We start from the raw sequence: 15,250 nt of genomic DNA, 5'->3' as shown, positions 1-15,250 counted from the left end.
CGACGGGGTCACGGTCGTCTGGTATCATCCTATCGCTCCGGCCAACCTGGACCGGACAGAACGCGGCGTTTAACACGGATTGGGGCGTACGACCGCTCCATGAGCGAATCCCGTGCCTTCTGCCCGCGCTGTGGCGACTCCATCGAGACGCCACTCGAAGTGCGGGAGGCCCGCCGCGGCGACGCCGCCCTCTGTGATGACTGTTACTTCGAGGAGTTCGAGCTGATCGACGCACCCGACCGCGTGCAGGTGCTCGTGTGTGCGACCTGTGGCGCGGTCCACCGGGGCAACCGCTGGATCGACATCGGCGCGGAGGACTACACCGACGTGGCCATCGACGAGGTGACCGAGGCGCTCGCGGTCCACATCGACGTCGACGAGTTCTCCTGGCAGGTCGAGCCCGAGCAGGTCGACGAGACAACGATCCGGATGCACTGTTACTTCACCGGCCTCGTCGGGGAGGAACCGGTCGAGGAACAGGTGACCGTCCCGGTCAGGATCTCCCGCCAGACCTGCCAGCGCTGCGGGCGCATCTCGGGCGATTACTACGCCAGCATCGTCCAGCTGCGCGGAGTCGATCGGACGCCGACCGCCGAGGAGATCAGCCGGACGAAAGAGATCGCCAACGAAGTCGTCGCCGAGATGGAGGCCACGGGCGACCGGGATGCGTTTGTTACGGAAATGAAAGAGAACGACGACGGGCTGAACATCCGCCTGTCAACGAACAAGATCGGGATGAAGGTATCCCAGCGTGTCGTCGACGAGTTCGGCGGGAGCTTCAACGACGCCGAAACGCTGGTCACCGAGGATTCCGACGGCAACGAGGTCTACCGGGTAACCTACGCGATCCGTCTCCCTCCCTATCGGCCGGGCCACATCATTGACCCGAAAGACGACGACGAAGGGCCGGTGCTCGTGACCAGCGCCCGCGGTAACCTGAAAGGGACCTACCTCACCACCGGCGAGCGCTACGAGGCGTCCTACGAGGACGGCGATTCACCGGACGCCCGCCGACTCGGCAGCGTCGAGGACGGCGAGGAGACCACCCTCGTGACGGTCGAGGATGACCACGCAGTGCAGGTGCTCGACCCCGAGACCTACCGCGCGAAGACGATCGCACGGCCCGACTATCTCGACCCCGATGCCGAGACGGTAACCGTGCTCAAGAGCCGTGCGGGATTGCACGTCCTCCCTGAAGACGGGCGATCGCAACGCCAGCGTACTGATGAGTGAGGACGCCCTCGCCGCCCTCGTCGAGAAACCCCACGCAGAGATCGCGATCGAGTCGCTCCGGGATGAGGGCGTCTACGACGACGGTCGACGGGTTACGGACCACGACGACGGCACAGTCGCGCTCCCGGTGACCGAGCCGCCACAGGAGACGGACGTCCTCGACGTCATGCGCCAGACCGACCTGGAACTCCGTGCACCCGACCTCATCGATCTACTGGCCGAGCGGGGCTGGACCGAGGCGGAACTGGAACTCGCTCCCGGCTCGTGGGCGGTGATCGGCAGTGTCCTCCTCGTGACCCTCGACGAGGACTGTCCCCGGGAGGGAGAGGTCGGCGAGGCGCTGCTGGAGCTTCACGGCGAGGCCGACACTGTGCTCGCGGACGGCGGTGTTTCGGGCGTTCACCGCGAGCCGAGCGGGCGGATTATTGCTGGCGTCGAAGATACCGAGACGATCCACACCGAACACGGCACCCGGTACGCGCTGGATCTCCGCACGGTGATGTTCTCGCCGGGGAACAAGGCCGAACGCGCCCGGATGGGCGCGGTCGTCGCAGGCGAAGAGGGACCCGAACCGGAGACCGACACCGATGGTCCCGAGCGCGTCTTCGACATGTTTGCCGGGATCGGCTACTTCACGCTCCCCATGGCTCGCGCTGGCGCACGGGTCACCGCGGCCGAAATCAACTCCACAGCCTATCACTTCCTGATCGAGAACGCCGTGCTCAACGACGTGACGGCGAACGTCGAGGCCTACCGTGCGGACTGCCGTGACGTCGAGGTCTCGGACGCCGACCGCGTGGTGATGGGCTACTACGGCGTCGAGACCGAGGAGGACGAATCGCGCTCGCTGGAAGCCCACGAGTTCTTAGACACCGCCTTCGACGCGGTTGCGCCGGGTGGCATCGTCCACGTCCACGCGGCGACGCCCGAGTCCTGCCTCTGGGAGCGGCCCACCGAGCGGATCGAAGCGGCCGCAGATCGGGCTGGACGTGACGTCGAGATCCTGGAAAAGCGGCGCGTCAAGAGCCACTCCGAAGGCGTCTGGCACGTCGTCTGTGACGTTCGGATTGGGTAGCTACTCCTCCCAGTACTCGACGTCATCGTCCATCTCGTAGTAGCCGTGCAGGGAGCGCTCCTCGCGTCCACCGGGGGGCGATCCGACGAAGACGCCAAAACGCTCGGACTCGGGATAGATCGTCACGTCGGGTTCGTTCATCGTCGAGAGCATCAGGTACCGGAGCGTCTCCTCGCCATCGTTGACGATTCGGTGGCCGCCCCGCTTGTCCGCCAGGAACGTCACGAAGTCGCCGGGCTGGAGCGGTTCGAGGCCGCTCTCGCGTTTCACGCTCCCAGCCCCCGAAAGTACGTAGAGCGCTTCCTCGTTCGCGGTGTGGTAGTGATACGGCCACGAGCGATTCCCCGGTGGTAGTTCATAGAGGCTACACCCGAGCTGCTGACTGTCGACTGCATCCGAAAGCTGCTTGCGGCGGAAGGTGGCGTCTCCACGATCGTACTCGGTCCAGTCGAGCTCCGACTCATTGATTTTCATGCGATAACCGTCGCAGTCCAGCCACTTGTGTCTGTACTGATTGCTCGGTAACACTCGTGTTACGTAGTAACTCCACTGTCGCCAAACGCATATAGTAGTTTCAGAACGAACTAAGTAACGTAATGAAACTGACTTTCGGACCCGCACAACAGCCCGTATCGACGACAGCGACCAACACGGCGATGGAGGGGCTCTGAAATGACGAGCGTGCTCGTCACCGGCGCGACCGGCAATCAGGGCGGGGCCGTAGTTGACCACCTCCTCGCTTCCGAGGAATCGTTCGACGTGCTCGGCCTTACGCGTGACGCCGACAGTGACGCGGCAGTGGCCCTTGCGGATCGGGGCGTCGAGATGGTCGAGGGGAACCTGAACGACCCCGACTCGTTCCGGGCGCACGTCGCCACGGCCGATGCCGTCTTCGCAGTCACGAACTTCTGGACACAGGGCTACGAGGCCCAGGTGCAACAGGGCAAGAACCTCGCAGATGTCGCCAACGAGGAAGGCGTCGAGCAGTTCGTCTTCAGCGGCGTCGGCAGCCATCACAAAGACACCGGCATCCCCCACTTCGACTCGGCAGACGAGATCGAGACGCACGCACAGGAGCTCGATCTCCCGCTGACCACGCTCCAGCCCGTGTTCTTCTTCCAGAACCTCGAAGCGTTCGCCGAGGACATCGTCGAGGACGGCACCATCGCGCTCCCGCTCGCCGAGGGCGTCCCGCTGCAGATGATCGACGTCGACGACGTGGGCCACGCCGCGGCGGTCGCCTTCGAGCGCCCTGACGAGTTTGTCGGGGAGCGCATCGACCTCGCGGGCGACGAACTGACGCTCGCCGAGACTGCGGCCGTCCTCTCGGAGGTGACCGGCCTCGACGTCGAGCCGTACCACGTCCCCATCGAAGACGCCTACGAGAGCTTCGGCGAGGAGTTCACCGTCATGTGCGAGTGGTTCAACGAGGTCGGCTACGAGGCAGACATCGACGCGCTTCCCGAGCGATTTGGCTTCGAGTTCACCACGCTTCCCGAGTACCTCCGCGAGAACGGCTGGGAGGACAAAGACGGCATGGCGTCGGTTCCGGGCTGGGTCAAAGCGCTGTAGAGGTCAAGGCGACCGCAGGGCCTCGGCCGGGATTTATTACTGTCCAATAATATGTAGGTTGTATGTCTTCCCCCAGAAAATCATCACTTCCCGGTGATGACCGCGGCGTCTCCCCGGTGATCGGTGTCGTGCTGATGATCGGCATCTTCGTCACGATGGCCGCGGTGATCGGCGCGTTCGTCCTGGGATTCTCGCCGACCCAGGCCCCACCAGACACCGAGATGGCATATATTGAGGAGGGGGCGGCAGGCGTTGGCGTGCAAGTCGTCATGGATACCGGTGAGGAGGTCGATTCCGGCAACATCGAGTTCCAGCTCGACGACGGGACCCAATGTGAAGACTGGGGAGGGAACGGTGCTATCAGCACAGGCGACGAGACGATCCTATCGTACTGTGACGGGGAGGACCTCGAAGAGGGCGATACGATTCAGGTGATCTGGACCGACGACACGGAGTCCCGGTCGGCGATTATCGACTCGTACGAACTGCGCGGGGAGGAGGTGACACTTGCGGATGACAATTGTGAGTCGTACGATATCGATCGCGAAGACGACGATATCGAGATTGACGAAGGCGATACTGTCGCCTGTGACATCGGCTCCTCCGGGGATCGCTGGGACGCGGAGTTAGAAATCGAAGAGGATGGGATATTGATCGGTGACGTCTACATTACCGATGAAGTTGATGTTGATGGTGGGTATCTGATTGGAGACGATATTGTGTCCGACGACGAAGTTGAGGTAGATGGTGGGGGAGAGATTGGTGGCGATGTCACGTCCGACGGTGAAGTCGAAATCCAGGAGGACAGCGAAATTCACGGCAATGTAGATGCTGGAGGAGATATCGACATGGCCGAGGAGGCCGATCAGGCAACGATTCACGGCGATGTTAGCGCGGAGGGAACCGTCGACCTGGACGAAGAGAGTCAGATCGGCGGGGACGTAATCGATACCGCTGGCAATACGGAGCTCAATCTCGATGATAGCCACATCCGTGGGGGGACAGATATCGAGGATGCCCGTATCGATTGCAGTGGCGACTCAACGATCGATGGGGAGTCCTGCTAACCAACACAGGTTTTCACGCCTCTCACGTCCGTTCGAGCCGGAAAATGCGAGGGCTGGGATTCGAACACGTCGAGACGGTCGCTCACAGTCGTTCGCGCTGCGACTCGTCTGCTCGAATCCCATTGTTAGATTTTCACGGCTCTCCCGTACGGTCGAGCCGGAAAATGCGAGGGCTGGGATTCGAACACGTCCAGACGGTCGCTCACATTCGTTCGCGCTGCGACTCGCCTCTTCGAATCCCACATTACGTACTCGTCACTCGCGAATATGCTCGTGACGAGTGCGAGGGCTGGGATTCGAACCCAGGAACTCCTACGAGAGCGGGTCTTAAGCCCGCCGCCTTTGGCCTGGCTCAGCCACCCTCGCGCAGGATGCACTCGTCGGTACTGCCCACTATGACAAGTGGGTTTCGTTACCCGACTTACCGCTCCAGACTGAACGTTCCGTCGCCATGTGGATCCGGCGCGACCTCCTCGTCGGTGCGGCGGTCGATGACATAGATACAGCCAGCGCCCTTGTTGGCAGGACAGACCTCCGCAGCACGGACGTTCTCGTCGAGGTCGTCCTCGCCGATGTAGTACGATCGGGGCTTTGCCATCCCGCTTTTGATGTCCATTTCCCAGTTTTTCGCCACCTCGGCGCACTTGCCGGCACCGAAACACGCGCTGGCGTCGAAGATTATCTTGTACGGCTTCTCATCGGCTGGCGGCGCATCGCTGTCCCCGAACGTAGACGGGTCCTGCAGTTCGGCGTCGAGATCGCTCATTGGATAGAATCAGGAATCGGAGTGTCTTTCGGCTTACGGTCTCAGTCGTGGATCGTTACCGACTCCATGACAGCTTCCTTCTGGGGCTTGTCGTTCCGATCAGTCGGCAGGTTGCCGATTTCCTCGACGACGTCCATCCCGTCGACGACTTGCCCGAAGACGGAGTGTTTCCCGTCGAGGTGGGGCTGGGCATCCAGTGTGATGAAAAACTGCGAGCCGTTCGTGTCGGGGCCACGATTCGCCATCGAGAGGATGCCGGGGCCATCGTGGGAGAGTTCGTCGTCGAACTCGTCGTCGAAGGTGTAGCCCGGGCCACCGCGGCCGGTACCGGTTGGGTCACCGGTCTGGAGCATGAAGCCGTCGATGACGCGGTGGAACTCGACGTCGTCGTAGAGGGGTTCGCCGTCGATCGTCTCGCCCGTCTCTGGATCTTCCCACTCTTTCTCGCCAGTGGCGAGGCCGACGAAGTTCCCGACTGTCTCGGGTTTTTTGTCCTCGTAGAGTTCGACCTCGATGTCGCCGCGGTTCGTGTGGATCGTCGCAGTCAGTTCGCTCATACCAGTACCGAGGGGCGTCGACGGGAAAAAGGCTTGTAGTCCAGTCGGTCAGAGTGTCCGCAGTTCGGGCCCGCCAAAGGCCGTGGCGACGTCCTCCGGGGGCGCGTCCACCACGCCCGGGTGTAACACGCCTGCGAGGTGTTCGAGGGTATCGACGAGACGCGGCCCCGGCCGATTGACATAGTGGTGGCCGTCCATCGCGTAGACACGACCCGTTTCGACCGCCCGAAGTTCCGCCCAGCCCGATCGCTCGGTCAGATCCGACTGGTTTTCGGAGGTCTGTTCGAGGTCGAACCCGCAAGGAGCGGCGATCAGCACGTCCGGGTCGTACTCTATAATCTGGCTCCACTCTCGCGGCGTCGAACGCTGGCCGTTGTCAGCAAGTCCGTACTCCCCACCAGCCCACTCGACGAGCTCGGGCATCCAGTGGCCCGCAACCATCACGGGATCGAGCCAGTCGAGGATGGCGACCTCGGGGCGCTCTTTGACCTCGGCGGTGGCTGCCCGGACGCGCTCGATTCGCGCCTCCAGATCGGTAACCAGTTCCGCGGCGCGCTCCTCGCGGCCCGTCGCCGCGCCCACTGTCCGGATATCGTCGAGCACGTCCCCCACGCTGTGGGGATCGGTCGTCAGTACCTCTGGATCGGCCTCGATCTCCTCGATGGCGTCGGCCACCAGCACCTCGTCGACCGCACAGACGTCACAGATCCCCTGCGTGACGATCAGGTCCGGGTCGGCCCGGTCCAGCGCGTCGACATCGATGCCGTAGACGCCGCCGTGTTCGGCCTCGGCTTCGAGCACCTGCGCGTCGATCTCCCCGCTGCTGGCTGTCGGATCGACGTGCGCGTAGTTGATCGAGGGCTGGTCGGTGGCCCCGGGCGGGACGTCACACTCGTGGGAGACGCCAACTGGCTCGATCCCGAGGGCATAACAGATCTCGGTAGCTGAGGGGAGCAGGGAGACGACGTTCATCGGATGGGCGTACGGTCGGGGAGGGCTAAACGCTGACGCCAGCACAACCAGTGGTTACAGAGAACAGAGGAGAGAGCCCACGGTGTTAGCAGTGGACGGATCTCAAACCCCATCCGTCCGGAATCGAACGAGGTCGATATCCGCTACATCGTCGTAGTCGTCGTCAGCGCCGATTAACAGCGTTCCGTCGACATGTGCGGCTGTCGCCAATGCGAACGCATCGCCGAGCGCGGGCGAGTACCGGGATTTGAAGCCTGCCGCTGTCGGCCACGTCTCATCGGTGTCGACGCGCTCGATTCCGCTCTCTTCAAGGACATCGACAACCGTGTCAGCACGCTCTTTGCCAACGATTGACCGGACAACGTAGTGCAGTTCTGCGAGGTTGACTGCGGAGATATACCCGTCGCTCGCTCTTTCGACGGCCGCGAGATGGCGTTCGACGGTATCGCTTCCCGGTTCGTTACAGAAATACGCGACGAGCGGTTCGGTGTCGAAGACGATCGACTCCGGATACCCGCTCATCGATCACTGTCCCCGGCATACTTCTGCTCCAGAGCTGCCTCACTGGCGCGGTCGCGTTCGCGCTCGTCCTGGAGGCGGTCGGTCGCTGCACGACCCCTGTCGTCCGTCTCCCCCGTGAGGACGCCACGCAGATCGGTCACCGATCGGATCGGGCGGACCACGACCTCTCCCCCCTCAGTGCGAATAAACTTGACGCGTCCTGGCGCGTCAATCCCGAGTTCCTCCCGGAACTCCTTCGGGATGGTGGCCTGCCCCCGTGCAGATACAGAGACTACTTTTTCAGAATCTGATTTGCTCATACTCTCCTTGAGTATGAATACAGTGGCTTCGCACAAGAATGTGTCGCCGGGAGCCACCTCAAACGTCGTACAGTTCCCCAAATTTCTCCTCGGCGTACTCGACGAAGTAGTCGGCAGTGAAGGGCTCGCCGGTGGCTTCTTCGATCAGGTCGTCGGTGGTGTACAGACAGCCGTGCCCGTGGACGTGCTCGTTGAGGTAGTCCATGATCTCGTCGAACTCGCCGTCCCGCACCAGCGCGTCGACGTCGAGTTCCTCCCGCATCGTCGCGTCGATCTGGGCGGCCAGCACGCTCCCGAGCGAGTAGGTGGGGAAGTAGCCGAAGCTCCCATGGCTCCAGTGGATGTCCTGTAGACAGCCCTCCGCGTCGGTGTCCGGTCGGATCCCCAGATACTCCTCGTACTTGTCGTTCCACACTTCGGGGACGTCCTCGACGTCGAGATCACCGCTGATCAGCGCCTGCTCGACCTCGTACCGGATGATGATGTGCATGTGGTAGGTCAGCTCGTCCGCCTCCACTCGAATGAGGTTGTCGTCGTACACCTGATTGGCGGCCTCGTAGGCCTCCTCCACCGTCACGTCGTTCAGTTCGGGGAACTCCGCTTGCATCTTTGGCAAAATGAGCTCCCAGAACGCCCGCGTGCGCCCGACATGATTCTCCCAGAAGCGAGACTGGGACTCGTGGACCGAGAGGTCGCGCGACTGGCCCAGCGGCGTTCCGTACTGGTCGTCGGGCAGCCCCTGCGTGTAGGTGGCGTGGCCGAACTCGTGAATCGTGCTCGTCAGCGCACCGAGCGGGTCTGACTCGTCAAAGCGCGTCGTGACGCGGGCGTCGAACTGCGTCCCCGACGAAAATGGATGCGGCGCGGTGTCGAGCCGCCCGCGCTCCCAGTCGTAGCCGAGTTCGTCGAGGACGTCCCGGACGAACGACTCCTGCTCGTCCTCCGGGAACTGGCCCGAAAAAGCACTGGTAGCGAGATCGGCGTCACTGTCGGCAATGTCGTCGATCAGCGGGACGAGCTCCTCCCTGAGTTGCGTCAGGACGAGATCCGCCGTGCCGAGATCGAGATACGGCTCGTACTCCGCAAACAGGACGGCGTAGGGGTCGGCGTCGGGGTCGACGTGCTCGGCGTACTCGCGCTTGAGTTCGACCAGCGTCTCCAGGGTCGGTGCGAAGATCGAGAAGTCGTCTTCCTCTTTCGCTCGCTTCCACTTCGGATGGGCCTCGCTGGTGGTCTTCGAGATCTCCTCGACGAGTTCGGTCGGGACGCTGGTTGCCCGGTCGTACTCCCGTCGCACCTCCCGGACGACGGCCGTTTGTTCTTGGTCGAGATCGGCATCTTCGAGCGCGTCGAGGTGGTCACCCGTCTCCTCGTCGGTCAGCATCTCGTGGGAGACTGCAGAGAGCGCAGAGAGCTGCTGGGAGCGCGCCGGAGTCCCCCCTTCGGGCATCACGACTTCCTGATCCCATCTGAGGACGCCCGCGGCGTTCCCGACGTTCGTGTAGCGTTGAATCCGTTCGAGGAACCGTTCGTACTCCGATCGCTCCGTCTCGGCGGCAGCATCCGTGGCCATATCTTTTGTTTCGGGCCACTACCTATCAATCTCCTGCAACCGGCGGTCCGTACTGGCTGTTCCGTATCGGGATAGTGAACCGTTACTCAGTTATGGGTGCGGGTAGGGTAAGGTTCCCGACTACTAGGCCACGAACATCAGCGATCGGTACTCCGGCTACCGATTTCACTGTAATACTACGCCGATGATTACTATGTAGATCACGGACCCAGTGGAGATAATGGCTGGCAACGTTCTCACGGACTATCAGATACGTCAGTACCGTCCTGGAGACCGCGACGGCGTCCTCGCCCTCGACTCGCTCGTCTGGGACCGGGACCGTGGGGCCGACTGGCTCGACTGGAAGTACCGCCAGAACCCCTACGTAGATCACACGCCGCTGTTTGTCGTCCGCAACGACGGTGAAGTCGTCGGTGCGCGTCCGTTCATGGCCTTTGAGATGCGGACGAACGGCGGTACTGTCCTTGCATTACAGCCGTCTGATACGATGGTTCACCCGGAGCATCGCCGACGTGGAGTGTTTACCCGGATGACTGAACATGCGATCGAATACTATCAGGGGACGAACGCCGACTTTTTCTTCAACTTCCCGAACGAGGCATCGCTCCCGGGGTACGAGAAGCTCGGCTGGCGACAGATCGACGACAAGCGAACGTACTACCGGGTGCAACATCCCGAATCGCTCGCCCCCGAGTACGTCAACTCGGACGTGGCACGGGTCCTCGGCGTTCTGTTCGGGCCGTTGCTCAGGAACTACTACGACCGTCGTGGGGCGTCATCTGACCCTGATTCCGACGTATACGTCGAAGTGACACCCGGCCTGGCTGTCGACGAGCTCGTCGAGTTATACGAGCGGCGACCACCCGACGCTATCCACGCACACCGAACACGTCGGTTCTACGAGTGGCGTTTTGACAGTCCCGTCTGGTCCCGATCGACGTACGTTGCCAGAGAGGATGGCGACCAGGTCGCTGCCCTGATCGTCCGTACCCGCCGGACGAGCGACGCCGTGACGATCACACAGATCGTGGATATCGTCCCGATGACCGGCGGGCAGGCGTGGGAGACCGCACTCTCACATCTGTTCGATGCCGTTTTGGACGATCATCGAAGCTCTGATCTCATTGCCATCACGGGGACGGTCGTACCCGCGGAGCTACTGAAAACGTACGGCTTCCGGCCGGACGACCGACTCCCGCTGTCCTCGTTTTCCGGCCATCGCTGTACACTGGTCTCCCGTCCCGTCGACGGCGTCTCGTGGACGCTCGACGACCGAACGCTCGACGACGCCGGGAACTGGACACTGACCTACGCGGAACGCGACACGACGTGACATCCTCGCCCGGCGTGATGCTCGGGCAATCCACTGGTAAGCTGGATGTATCCATGGGACAGCGAGGTTCTAGCCTCATCGTAACTACCGGTAACGCGATCCACACCGTAACAAACCCCTTCGTTACAAACCCCACTGGCTCCGTCCAGCCTGTAATGCAATCCCAACAGCGAACGGAACCGGAGACCGACGAATCACGCCCAGCTACCGCGAACCGGTCACTGCTCGATACGGTCTTGCGACTGTACCGTCTGGGACTGCTCGTCCTCAGTCTCCCCGTTCTTCTCTCGACGTACTTCGCCCGTGAGACCGGCAGACAGTACGGCGTCGGCTTCACCGACAAACTGCTTCTGATCGCGCGGATGATCCGGAACAACCGATCGATCGAGACTGGCTCTTCCTTTGTCGAACACCTTGCGATAGCGACGCGAATCCTGTCGATTCCCCGTGACGTCGAGGGAGCTATCACCGAGTGTGGCTGTTACAAGGGCGGGAGCACGGCGAACCTCTCGCTGGTCGCCGGGCTCTGTGACCGCGAACTGGTCGTGTTCGACTCCTTCGAGGGGATGCCCGATCCGGACGAGGATGACACAGAGCACCTGCTAGTCGCCTCGGAGCGAGTCCACACGTACGAAGCCGATTCCTGGAGTGCGCCCCTGGAAGAAGCGAAATCGAACGTCGAGCGGTACGGCGACCCATCGATCTGTACGTTCTATCCGGGCTACTTCGATACAACGATCCCCACGTACGACGACCCGGTCGCGCTCGTGTTTCTCGATGTCGGACTCCGGTCATCGGCCGAGACCGCTATCGAAGGGCTCTGGCCGTTGCTCGGGGACGACTGTGCGCTGTTCACCCACGAGGCAAAACACATGGAGATCGCCTCGCTGTTTTTCGAGTCCGAATGGTGGCACGAGCGCCTCGGCGTCGAGCCGCCGGGGCTGATCGGTGCAGGAAGCGGTCTCGGCCTCCATCCGACGCCCGACGGCTTCTCCAGTCTGCTCGCGTACACGATCAAGAATCCGGACCGGAGCGCCTTCGAGGTCGTCGCGGAGACCGGCGAGGACAACACCGTCGACGCGAGCCTGTAGAGGGGGCCGATACTCATGGCCGGTAGCATCCGACGGACGTCATACACCTCTCGGGTTTTCTTTCATTAACCATACGTTATTTATAATCACCGAGCAAGTATAGAACATGAACTGGCGAGTCGGGGGATTCGTCGCTGTCGGGCTGCTGGCAGTGATGCCCTCTATTGTGGCCGCACAGAGCGTTCCGACGGAGTCACTCGTCGAGTTGACCCTGATCGAACGGGTTGCGATCGAGACGAGCGTGGTGCTGTTCATGGGGATCGCCATCCTCGGCCTGTTCCCTTCCTGGGGAACCTCGGCCATCGAGACGGCCCGGGGAAGCACCTTCGTCTCCGGGTTTTTCGGCGTGCTGGTCGCTGTAGCGCTCGTTTTGCTCGGCGCGTCCGCGTGGATCTACTCGCAGGTAATGCTGGGGTGGCTGGCTGCGTACCCACTCGCCCTGCTCGTCCTCGGAACGACGTTTATCGCCCGCGCGATCGGCTTTATCGCCCTTGGAAACACGATTATCGCCCGACTGGGCGTCGATCACAACTGGGTCGGTCTAATCGTCGGCGTCGCAATCGCCGCAGTTCTCGCCCTGATCCCGATCGTCGGCGCGGCGTTCGGGCTCTTGCTCACGGTCGTCGGACTTGGAGGAGTAGCGCGAACGGCGCTCGGGAGCGGCAAGCGCACGGAACGCGAACAGAGCATGCCGCCCGCCCACCGGCTCTGACTGTGCCGTCCGCCGCTTGAAACCCTTTTCACCACGCGGAGCAAAGCGGGGGTATGAACGTTGTACCGGACACGAGCGTGGTCATCGACGGCCGCGTGTCCGATCAAGTGGAAGACGACACGTTTGCCGGGGCCACGATTTCGATCCCCGAAGCTGTCGTCGCCGAGCTGGAAGCACAGGCGAACGATGGCATCGAGAGCGGCTGGGACGGTCTCTCCGAACTGCAGCGGCTGGCTGAACTGGCCGACGGCGGCGAGGTCACGCTCGAATACGTCGGCGAGCGCCCCGACGCAATCGAGCGCGGCCACGCCAGCGAGGGCGAGATCGACGCGCTGATCCGCGATCTGGCCGACGACATGGGCGCGACCTTCGTCACGAGCGACATCGTCCAGAGCGAGGTCGCCGAGGCGAAAGGGCTGGATGTCGAGTACATTTCCCCGCGCGTTGAGGATGTGGGGACGCTCTCGATCGAGGAGTACTTCGACGAGCTGACGATGAGCGTCCATCTCAAGACTGGCGTCGTGCCGATGGCCAAACGCGGCGAGATCGGCGAGATGCACTACGAGGAGATCCGCGAGGACATCCTCTCGGAAGCGGACATGAAAGAGTACGCCAACGAGATCGAAAGCAGTGCCAAGGAATCGCCCGATGGCTTCATCGAACTCTCCGAACCGGGCATGACGATCGTCCAGTTCCGGGACTACCGGATCGCGATCGCGCGCCCGCCGTTTTCGGACGGGATCGAGATCACCGCGGTCCGACCGATCGTCCAGACCGATCTGGACGACTACGAGTACGATCAGGAACTGCGCGATCGACTGCTCGAACAGCAACGCGGCGTCCTGATTTCGGGCTCCCCTGGAGCCGGAAAATCGACCTTCGCGCAGGCGGTCGCTCGATTCCTCGCCGATAGCGATTACTCGGTCAAGACGATGGAGAAGCCACGGGACCTGCAGGTCGGCCCGGAGATCACCCAGTACACCGAACTCGACGGCCAGATGTCGCTGACCGCCGACTCCCTGCTGATGGTCCGGCCGGACTACACGATCTACGACGAAGTCAGAAAGACCGACGACTTCGAGGTGTTTGCGGACATGCGTCTGGCGGGTGTCGGGATGATCGGCGTCGTCCACGCGACTCGCGCAATCGACGCCCTCCAGCGACTCGTCGGGCGCGTCGAGCTCGGGATGATCCCGCAGGTCGTCGATACCGTCGTCTACATCGAGGACGGCGAGGTCCACACCGTCTACGACGTGACGACCGAGGTCAAGGTTCCCCACGGCCTGATGGAGGAGGATCTCGCCCGGCCGGTGATCGTCATCAGGGACTTCGAGACCGGCGAACCCGCCTACGAGATCTACACGTTCAATCGGCAGGTCGTCACGGTCCCACTGAACGACGGCGAGAACGAATCGACCGGCGTCGATCGGATCGCCCGACAGGAGATCGAACGTGAGATCCGCTCGATCGCGCAGGGCCACGTCGACGTCGATCTCAAGGGACCGAATACGGCGGTCGTCTACGTCGAGGACCGGGACATCTCCTCGGTCATCGGCAAGGGCGGTGGACGAATCACGGACGTCGAGAACAGGCTGGGAATCGACATCGACGTGCGAACCCACGACGAAAAGCCAAACAGTAGCGCCGGAAGTGGCGGGGCAGGAGGCACGTCACCCGCCGCAGCCGATCGCACCGGCCAGATCGTCCAGCCGGAGATCACGTCCCGGCACATCGTCGTCCCGGTCGACGGCGAGGCCGGAGAGACCGTCGAAGTCGAGGCCGACGGCGAGTACCTGTTTACCGCGACGGTCGGCCGTGGCGGCGAGGTGCAGGTCTCCCGGGGCAGCGCCATCGCCGAGGAACTGGAACTGGCGATCGACCGCAAACAGCAGATCACCGTCACGCCGTCCTGATCGGGGGCGACTACTGAACGGCCCCTAGCGGTCGCCGCATGATCGTCGACGGGTAGGGAATTCCGAACAGTTCGAGAACGCGCTCGCCGATTCGCTCGAAGCCTTCCGAGCGGTAGAACCGCCGTCCCGTCGCGTTTTCGCTGAGTACTTCGACGAGCACGGCGGCCGCGTCGTCGTCCAGCCGTTCGATACCCGACGCGACCAGCGCCGACCCCACGCCCGCCCGCCAGTGATCCGGGTCGACGTACAGCGACTGGAGCTGTGTCTCGCCTTCGTCGGGCGCGACGAACGAGTGTGTCTCCGACCCGGTAGCAAACTGGATCTCACCCACGACTGTACCGTCGATAACCGCAACCAGAAACCACAGCTCGTCCATCTCGATCACCCGATCCAGCGACGCCGCAGGAAGGAACCGTTCCTCGTCCCCGATGAACGAGAGCGCATCGGGCGGCAGAAGTTCGGCGTAGGCGGCCCGCCACGAGTCGCTGACCACGCGCTGAACCGCGGGAATGTCCTCGGGTCGTGCTGGACGGATCCTGACACCCATCCCGTGCTACTTCGGCTT

The 15,250-nt window shown here is 62.6% G+C and carries 16 protein-coding genes and 1 tRNA gene; 8 read left to right on the top strand and 9 right to left on the bottom strand.

The genetic code is table 11. The features are described from left to right. Positions 1-99: 99 nt before the first annotated feature. Both AArcS_RS01835 and AArcS_RS01830 read left to right on the top strand, forming a co-directional pair. Positions 100-1,233: a 60S ribosomal export protein NMD3 gene (locus AArcS_RS01835; protein WP_238478722.1), complete on the top strand. Its 1,134-nt coding sequence runs from the start codon at positions 100-102 to the stop codon at positions 1,231-1,233. After that, positions 1,226-2,308 carry a class I SAM-dependent methyltransferase gene (locus tag AArcS_RS01830; protein ID WP_238478721.1) on the top strand — a complete coding sequence of 361 codons (1,083 nt, stop codon included), beginning with the start codon at positions 1,226-1,228 and terminating at the stop codon, positions 2,306-2,308. Before AArcS_RS01835 ends, AArcS_RS01830 begins: the two co-directional genes overlap by 8 nt. Here the strand turns inward: AArcS_RS01830 and AArcS_RS01825 are convergent, their stop codons facing one another. Then, a complete protein-coding gene (locus AArcS_RS01825) occupies positions 2,309-2,782 on the bottom strand; it encodes a cupin domain-containing protein (protein ID WP_238478720.1) in 474 nt (157 codons plus the stop codon). Positions 2,783-2,980: 198 nt separating this feature from the next. Between AArcS_RS01825 and AArcS_RS01820 the strand changes: the two genes are divergently transcribed. Together AArcS_RS01820 and AArcS_RS01815 are read left to right on the top strand one after the other, a co-directional pair. After that, positions 2,981-3,880, top strand: a complete 900-nt coding sequence (locus AArcS_RS01820) for an NmrA/HSCARG family protein (protein ID WP_238478719.1) — start codon at positions 2,981-2,983, stop codon at positions 3,878-3,880. 62 nt (positions 3,881-3,942) lie between these two features. Beyond that, positions 3,943-4,947 (top strand): type IV pilin domain-containing protein, encoded by a 1,005-nt coding sequence (locus tag AArcS_RS01815; protein WP_238478718.1) that lies wholly within the window; start codon positions 3,943-3,945, stop codon positions 4,945-4,947. A gap of 281 nt (positions 4,948-5,228) precedes the next feature. Here AArcS_RS01815 and AArcS_RS01810 read toward each other — a convergent pair. The 7 genes from AArcS_RS01810 to AArcS_RS01780 all read right to left on the bottom strand — a co-directional run bounded on the left by AArcS_RS01810 (position 5,229) and on the right by AArcS_RS01780 (position 9,636). Beyond that, positions 5,229-5,313 (bottom strand) — tRNA-Leu (locus tag AArcS_RS01810). A 55-nt stretch (positions 5,314-5,368) separates the two neighbouring features. After that, positions 5,369-5,713: a ferredoxin gene (locus tag AArcS_RS01805; protein ID WP_238478717.1), complete on the bottom strand. Its 345-nt coding sequence runs from the start codon at positions 5,711-5,713 to the stop codon at positions 5,369-5,371. A 41-nt stretch (positions 5,714-5,754) separates the two neighbouring features. Continuing rightward, positions 5,755-6,270: a peptidylprolyl isomerase gene (locus tag AArcS_RS01800; RefSeq protein ID WP_238478716.1), complete on the bottom strand. Its 516-nt coding sequence runs from the start codon at positions 6,268-6,270 to the stop codon at positions 5,755-5,757. Positions 6,271-6,318: 48 nt separating this feature from the next. Further along, positions 6,319-7,242, bottom strand: coding sequence for a BtuF-related (seleno)protein (locus AArcS_RS01795; RefSeq protein ID WP_238478715.1), 924 nt, complete (start codon positions 7,240-7,242; stop codon positions 6,319-6,321). 102 nt (positions 7,243-7,344) lie between these two features. Further along, complete coding sequence (locus AArcS_RS01790; protein ID WP_238478714.1) at positions 7,345-7,764, bottom strand: PIN domain-containing protein; 420 nt, start codon at positions 7,762-7,764, stop codon at positions 7,345-7,347. Continuing rightward, positions 7,761-8,063, bottom strand: coding sequence for an AbrB/MazE/SpoVT family DNA-binding domain-containing protein (locus AArcS_RS01785; protein WP_238478713.1), 303 nt, complete (start codon positions 8,061-8,063; stop codon positions 7,761-7,763). The genes AArcS_RS01790 and AArcS_RS01785 overlap by 4 nt, the downstream gene beginning before the upstream one ends. A 58-nt stretch (positions 8,064-8,121) precedes the next feature. Further along, complete coding sequence (locus AArcS_RS01780) at positions 8,122-9,636, bottom strand: carboxypeptidase M32 (protein ID WP_238478712.1); 1,515 nt, start codon at positions 9,634-9,636, stop codon at positions 8,122-8,124. 220 nt (positions 9,637-9,856) lie between these two features. Here AArcS_RS01780 and AArcS_RS01775 point away from each other — a divergent pair, with 220 nt between their 5' ends. The 4 genes from AArcS_RS01775 (at position 9,857) to AArcS_RS01760 (ending at position 14,685) form a co-directional block, all read left to right on the top strand. Beyond that, entirely contained in the window at positions 9,857-10,969 is a 1,113-nt protein-coding gene (locus tag AArcS_RS01775; protein WP_238478711.1) for a GNAT family N-acetyltransferase, read from the top strand. A gap of 155 nt (positions 10,970-11,124) precedes the next feature. Next, a complete protein-coding gene (locus AArcS_RS01770; RefSeq protein WP_238478710.1) occupies positions 11,125-12,060 on the top strand; it encodes a TylF/MycF/NovP-related O-methyltransferase in 936 nt (311 codons plus the stop codon). A gap of 106 nt (positions 12,061-12,166) precedes the next feature. Further along, on the top strand, positions 12,167-12,772 hold the full coding sequence (locus tag AArcS_RS01765; protein ID WP_238478709.1) for a DUF8173 domain-containing protein: 606 nt from the start codon (positions 12,167-12,169) through the stop codon (positions 12,770-12,772). A 53-nt stretch (positions 12,773-12,825) separates the two neighbouring features. Continuing rightward, positions 12,826-14,685, top strand: coding sequence for a PINc/VapC family ATPase (locus tag AArcS_RS01760; RefSeq protein WP_238478708.1), 1,860 nt, complete (start codon positions 12,826-12,828; stop codon positions 14,683-14,685). 10 nt (positions 14,686-14,695) lie between these two features. On the opposite strand, the gene AArcS_RS01755 is transcribed toward AArcS_RS01760, so the two are convergent. After that, complete coding sequence (locus tag AArcS_RS01755; protein ID WP_238478707.1) at positions 14,696-15,232, bottom strand: GNAT family N-acetyltransferase; 537 nt, start codon at positions 15,230-15,232, stop codon at positions 14,696-14,698. Between the last annotated feature and the right edge of the window lie 18 nt (positions 15,233-15,250).

This window comes from Natranaeroarchaeum sulfidigenes, assembly GCF_017094485.1.
GTDB lineage: Archaea > Halobacteriota > Halobacteria > Halobacteriales > Natronoarchaeaceae > Natranaeroarchaeum > Natranaeroarchaeum sulfidigenes.
The sequence above is the reverse complement of the archived record's forward strand: the minus strand, read 5'-3'. Positions and strand labels throughout refer to the sequence as shown.

Bases quoted from the DNA above. Each gene is read 5' to 3' on its own strand.
- AArcS_RS01835 (WP_238478722.1), top strand. From the start codon at position 100: ATGAGCGAATCCCGTGCCTTCTGCCCGCGCTGTGGCGACTCCATCGAG.
- AArcS_RS01830 (WP_238478721.1), top strand. From the start codon at position 1,226: ATGAGTGAGGACGCCCTCGCCGCCCTCGTCGAGAAACCCCACGCAGAG.
- AArcS_RS01825 (WP_238478720.1), bottom strand. From the start codon at position 2,782: ATGAAAATCAATGAGTCGGAGCTCGACTGGACCGAGTACGATCGTGGA.
- AArcS_RS01820 (WP_238478719.1), top strand. From the start codon at position 2,981: ATGACGAGCGTGCTCGTCACCGGCGCGACCGGCAATCAGGGCGGGGCC.
- AArcS_RS01815 (WP_238478718.1), top strand. From the start codon at position 3,943: ATGTCTTCCCCCAGAAAATCATCACTTCCCGGTGATGACCGCGGCGTC.
- AArcS_RS01805 (WP_238478717.1), bottom strand. From the start codon at position 5,713: ATGAGCGATCTCGACGCCGAACTGCAGGACCCGTCTACGTTCGGGGAC.
- AArcS_RS01800 (WP_238478716.1), bottom strand. From the start codon at position 6,270: ATGAGCGAACTGACTGCGACGATCCACACGAACCGCGGCGACATCGAG.
- AArcS_RS01795 (WP_238478715.1), bottom strand. From the start codon at position 7,242: ATGAACGTCGTCTCCCTGCTCCCCTCAGCTACCGAGATCTGTTATGCC.
- AArcS_RS01790 (WP_238478714.1), bottom strand. From the start codon at position 7,764: ATGAGCGGGTATCCGGAGTCGATCGTCTTCGACACCGAACCGCTCGTC.
- AArcS_RS01785 (WP_238478713.1), bottom strand. From the start codon at position 8,063: ATGAGCAAATCAGATTCTGAAAAAGTAGTCTCTGTATCTGCACGGGGG.
- AArcS_RS01780 (WP_238478712.1), bottom strand. From the start codon at position 9,636: ATGGCCACGGATGCTGCCGCCGAGACGGAGCGATCGGAGTACGAACGG.
- AArcS_RS01775 (WP_238478711.1), top strand. From the start codon at position 9,857: ATGGCTGGCAACGTTCTCACGGACTATCAGATACGTCAGTACCGTCCT.
- AArcS_RS01770 (WP_238478710.1), top strand. From the start codon at position 11,125: ATGCAATCCCAACAGCGAACGGAACCGGAGACCGACGAATCACGCCCA.
- AArcS_RS01765 (WP_238478709.1), top strand. From the start codon at position 12,167: ATGAACTGGCGAGTCGGGGGATTCGTCGCTGTCGGGCTGCTGGCAGTG.
- AArcS_RS01760 (WP_238478708.1), top strand. From the start codon at position 12,826: ATGAACGTTGTACCGGACACGAGCGTGGTCATCGACGGCCGCGTGTCC.
- AArcS_RS01755 (WP_238478707.1), bottom strand. From the start codon at position 15,232: ATGGGTGTCAGGATCCGTCCAGCACGACCCGAGGACATTCCCGCGGTT.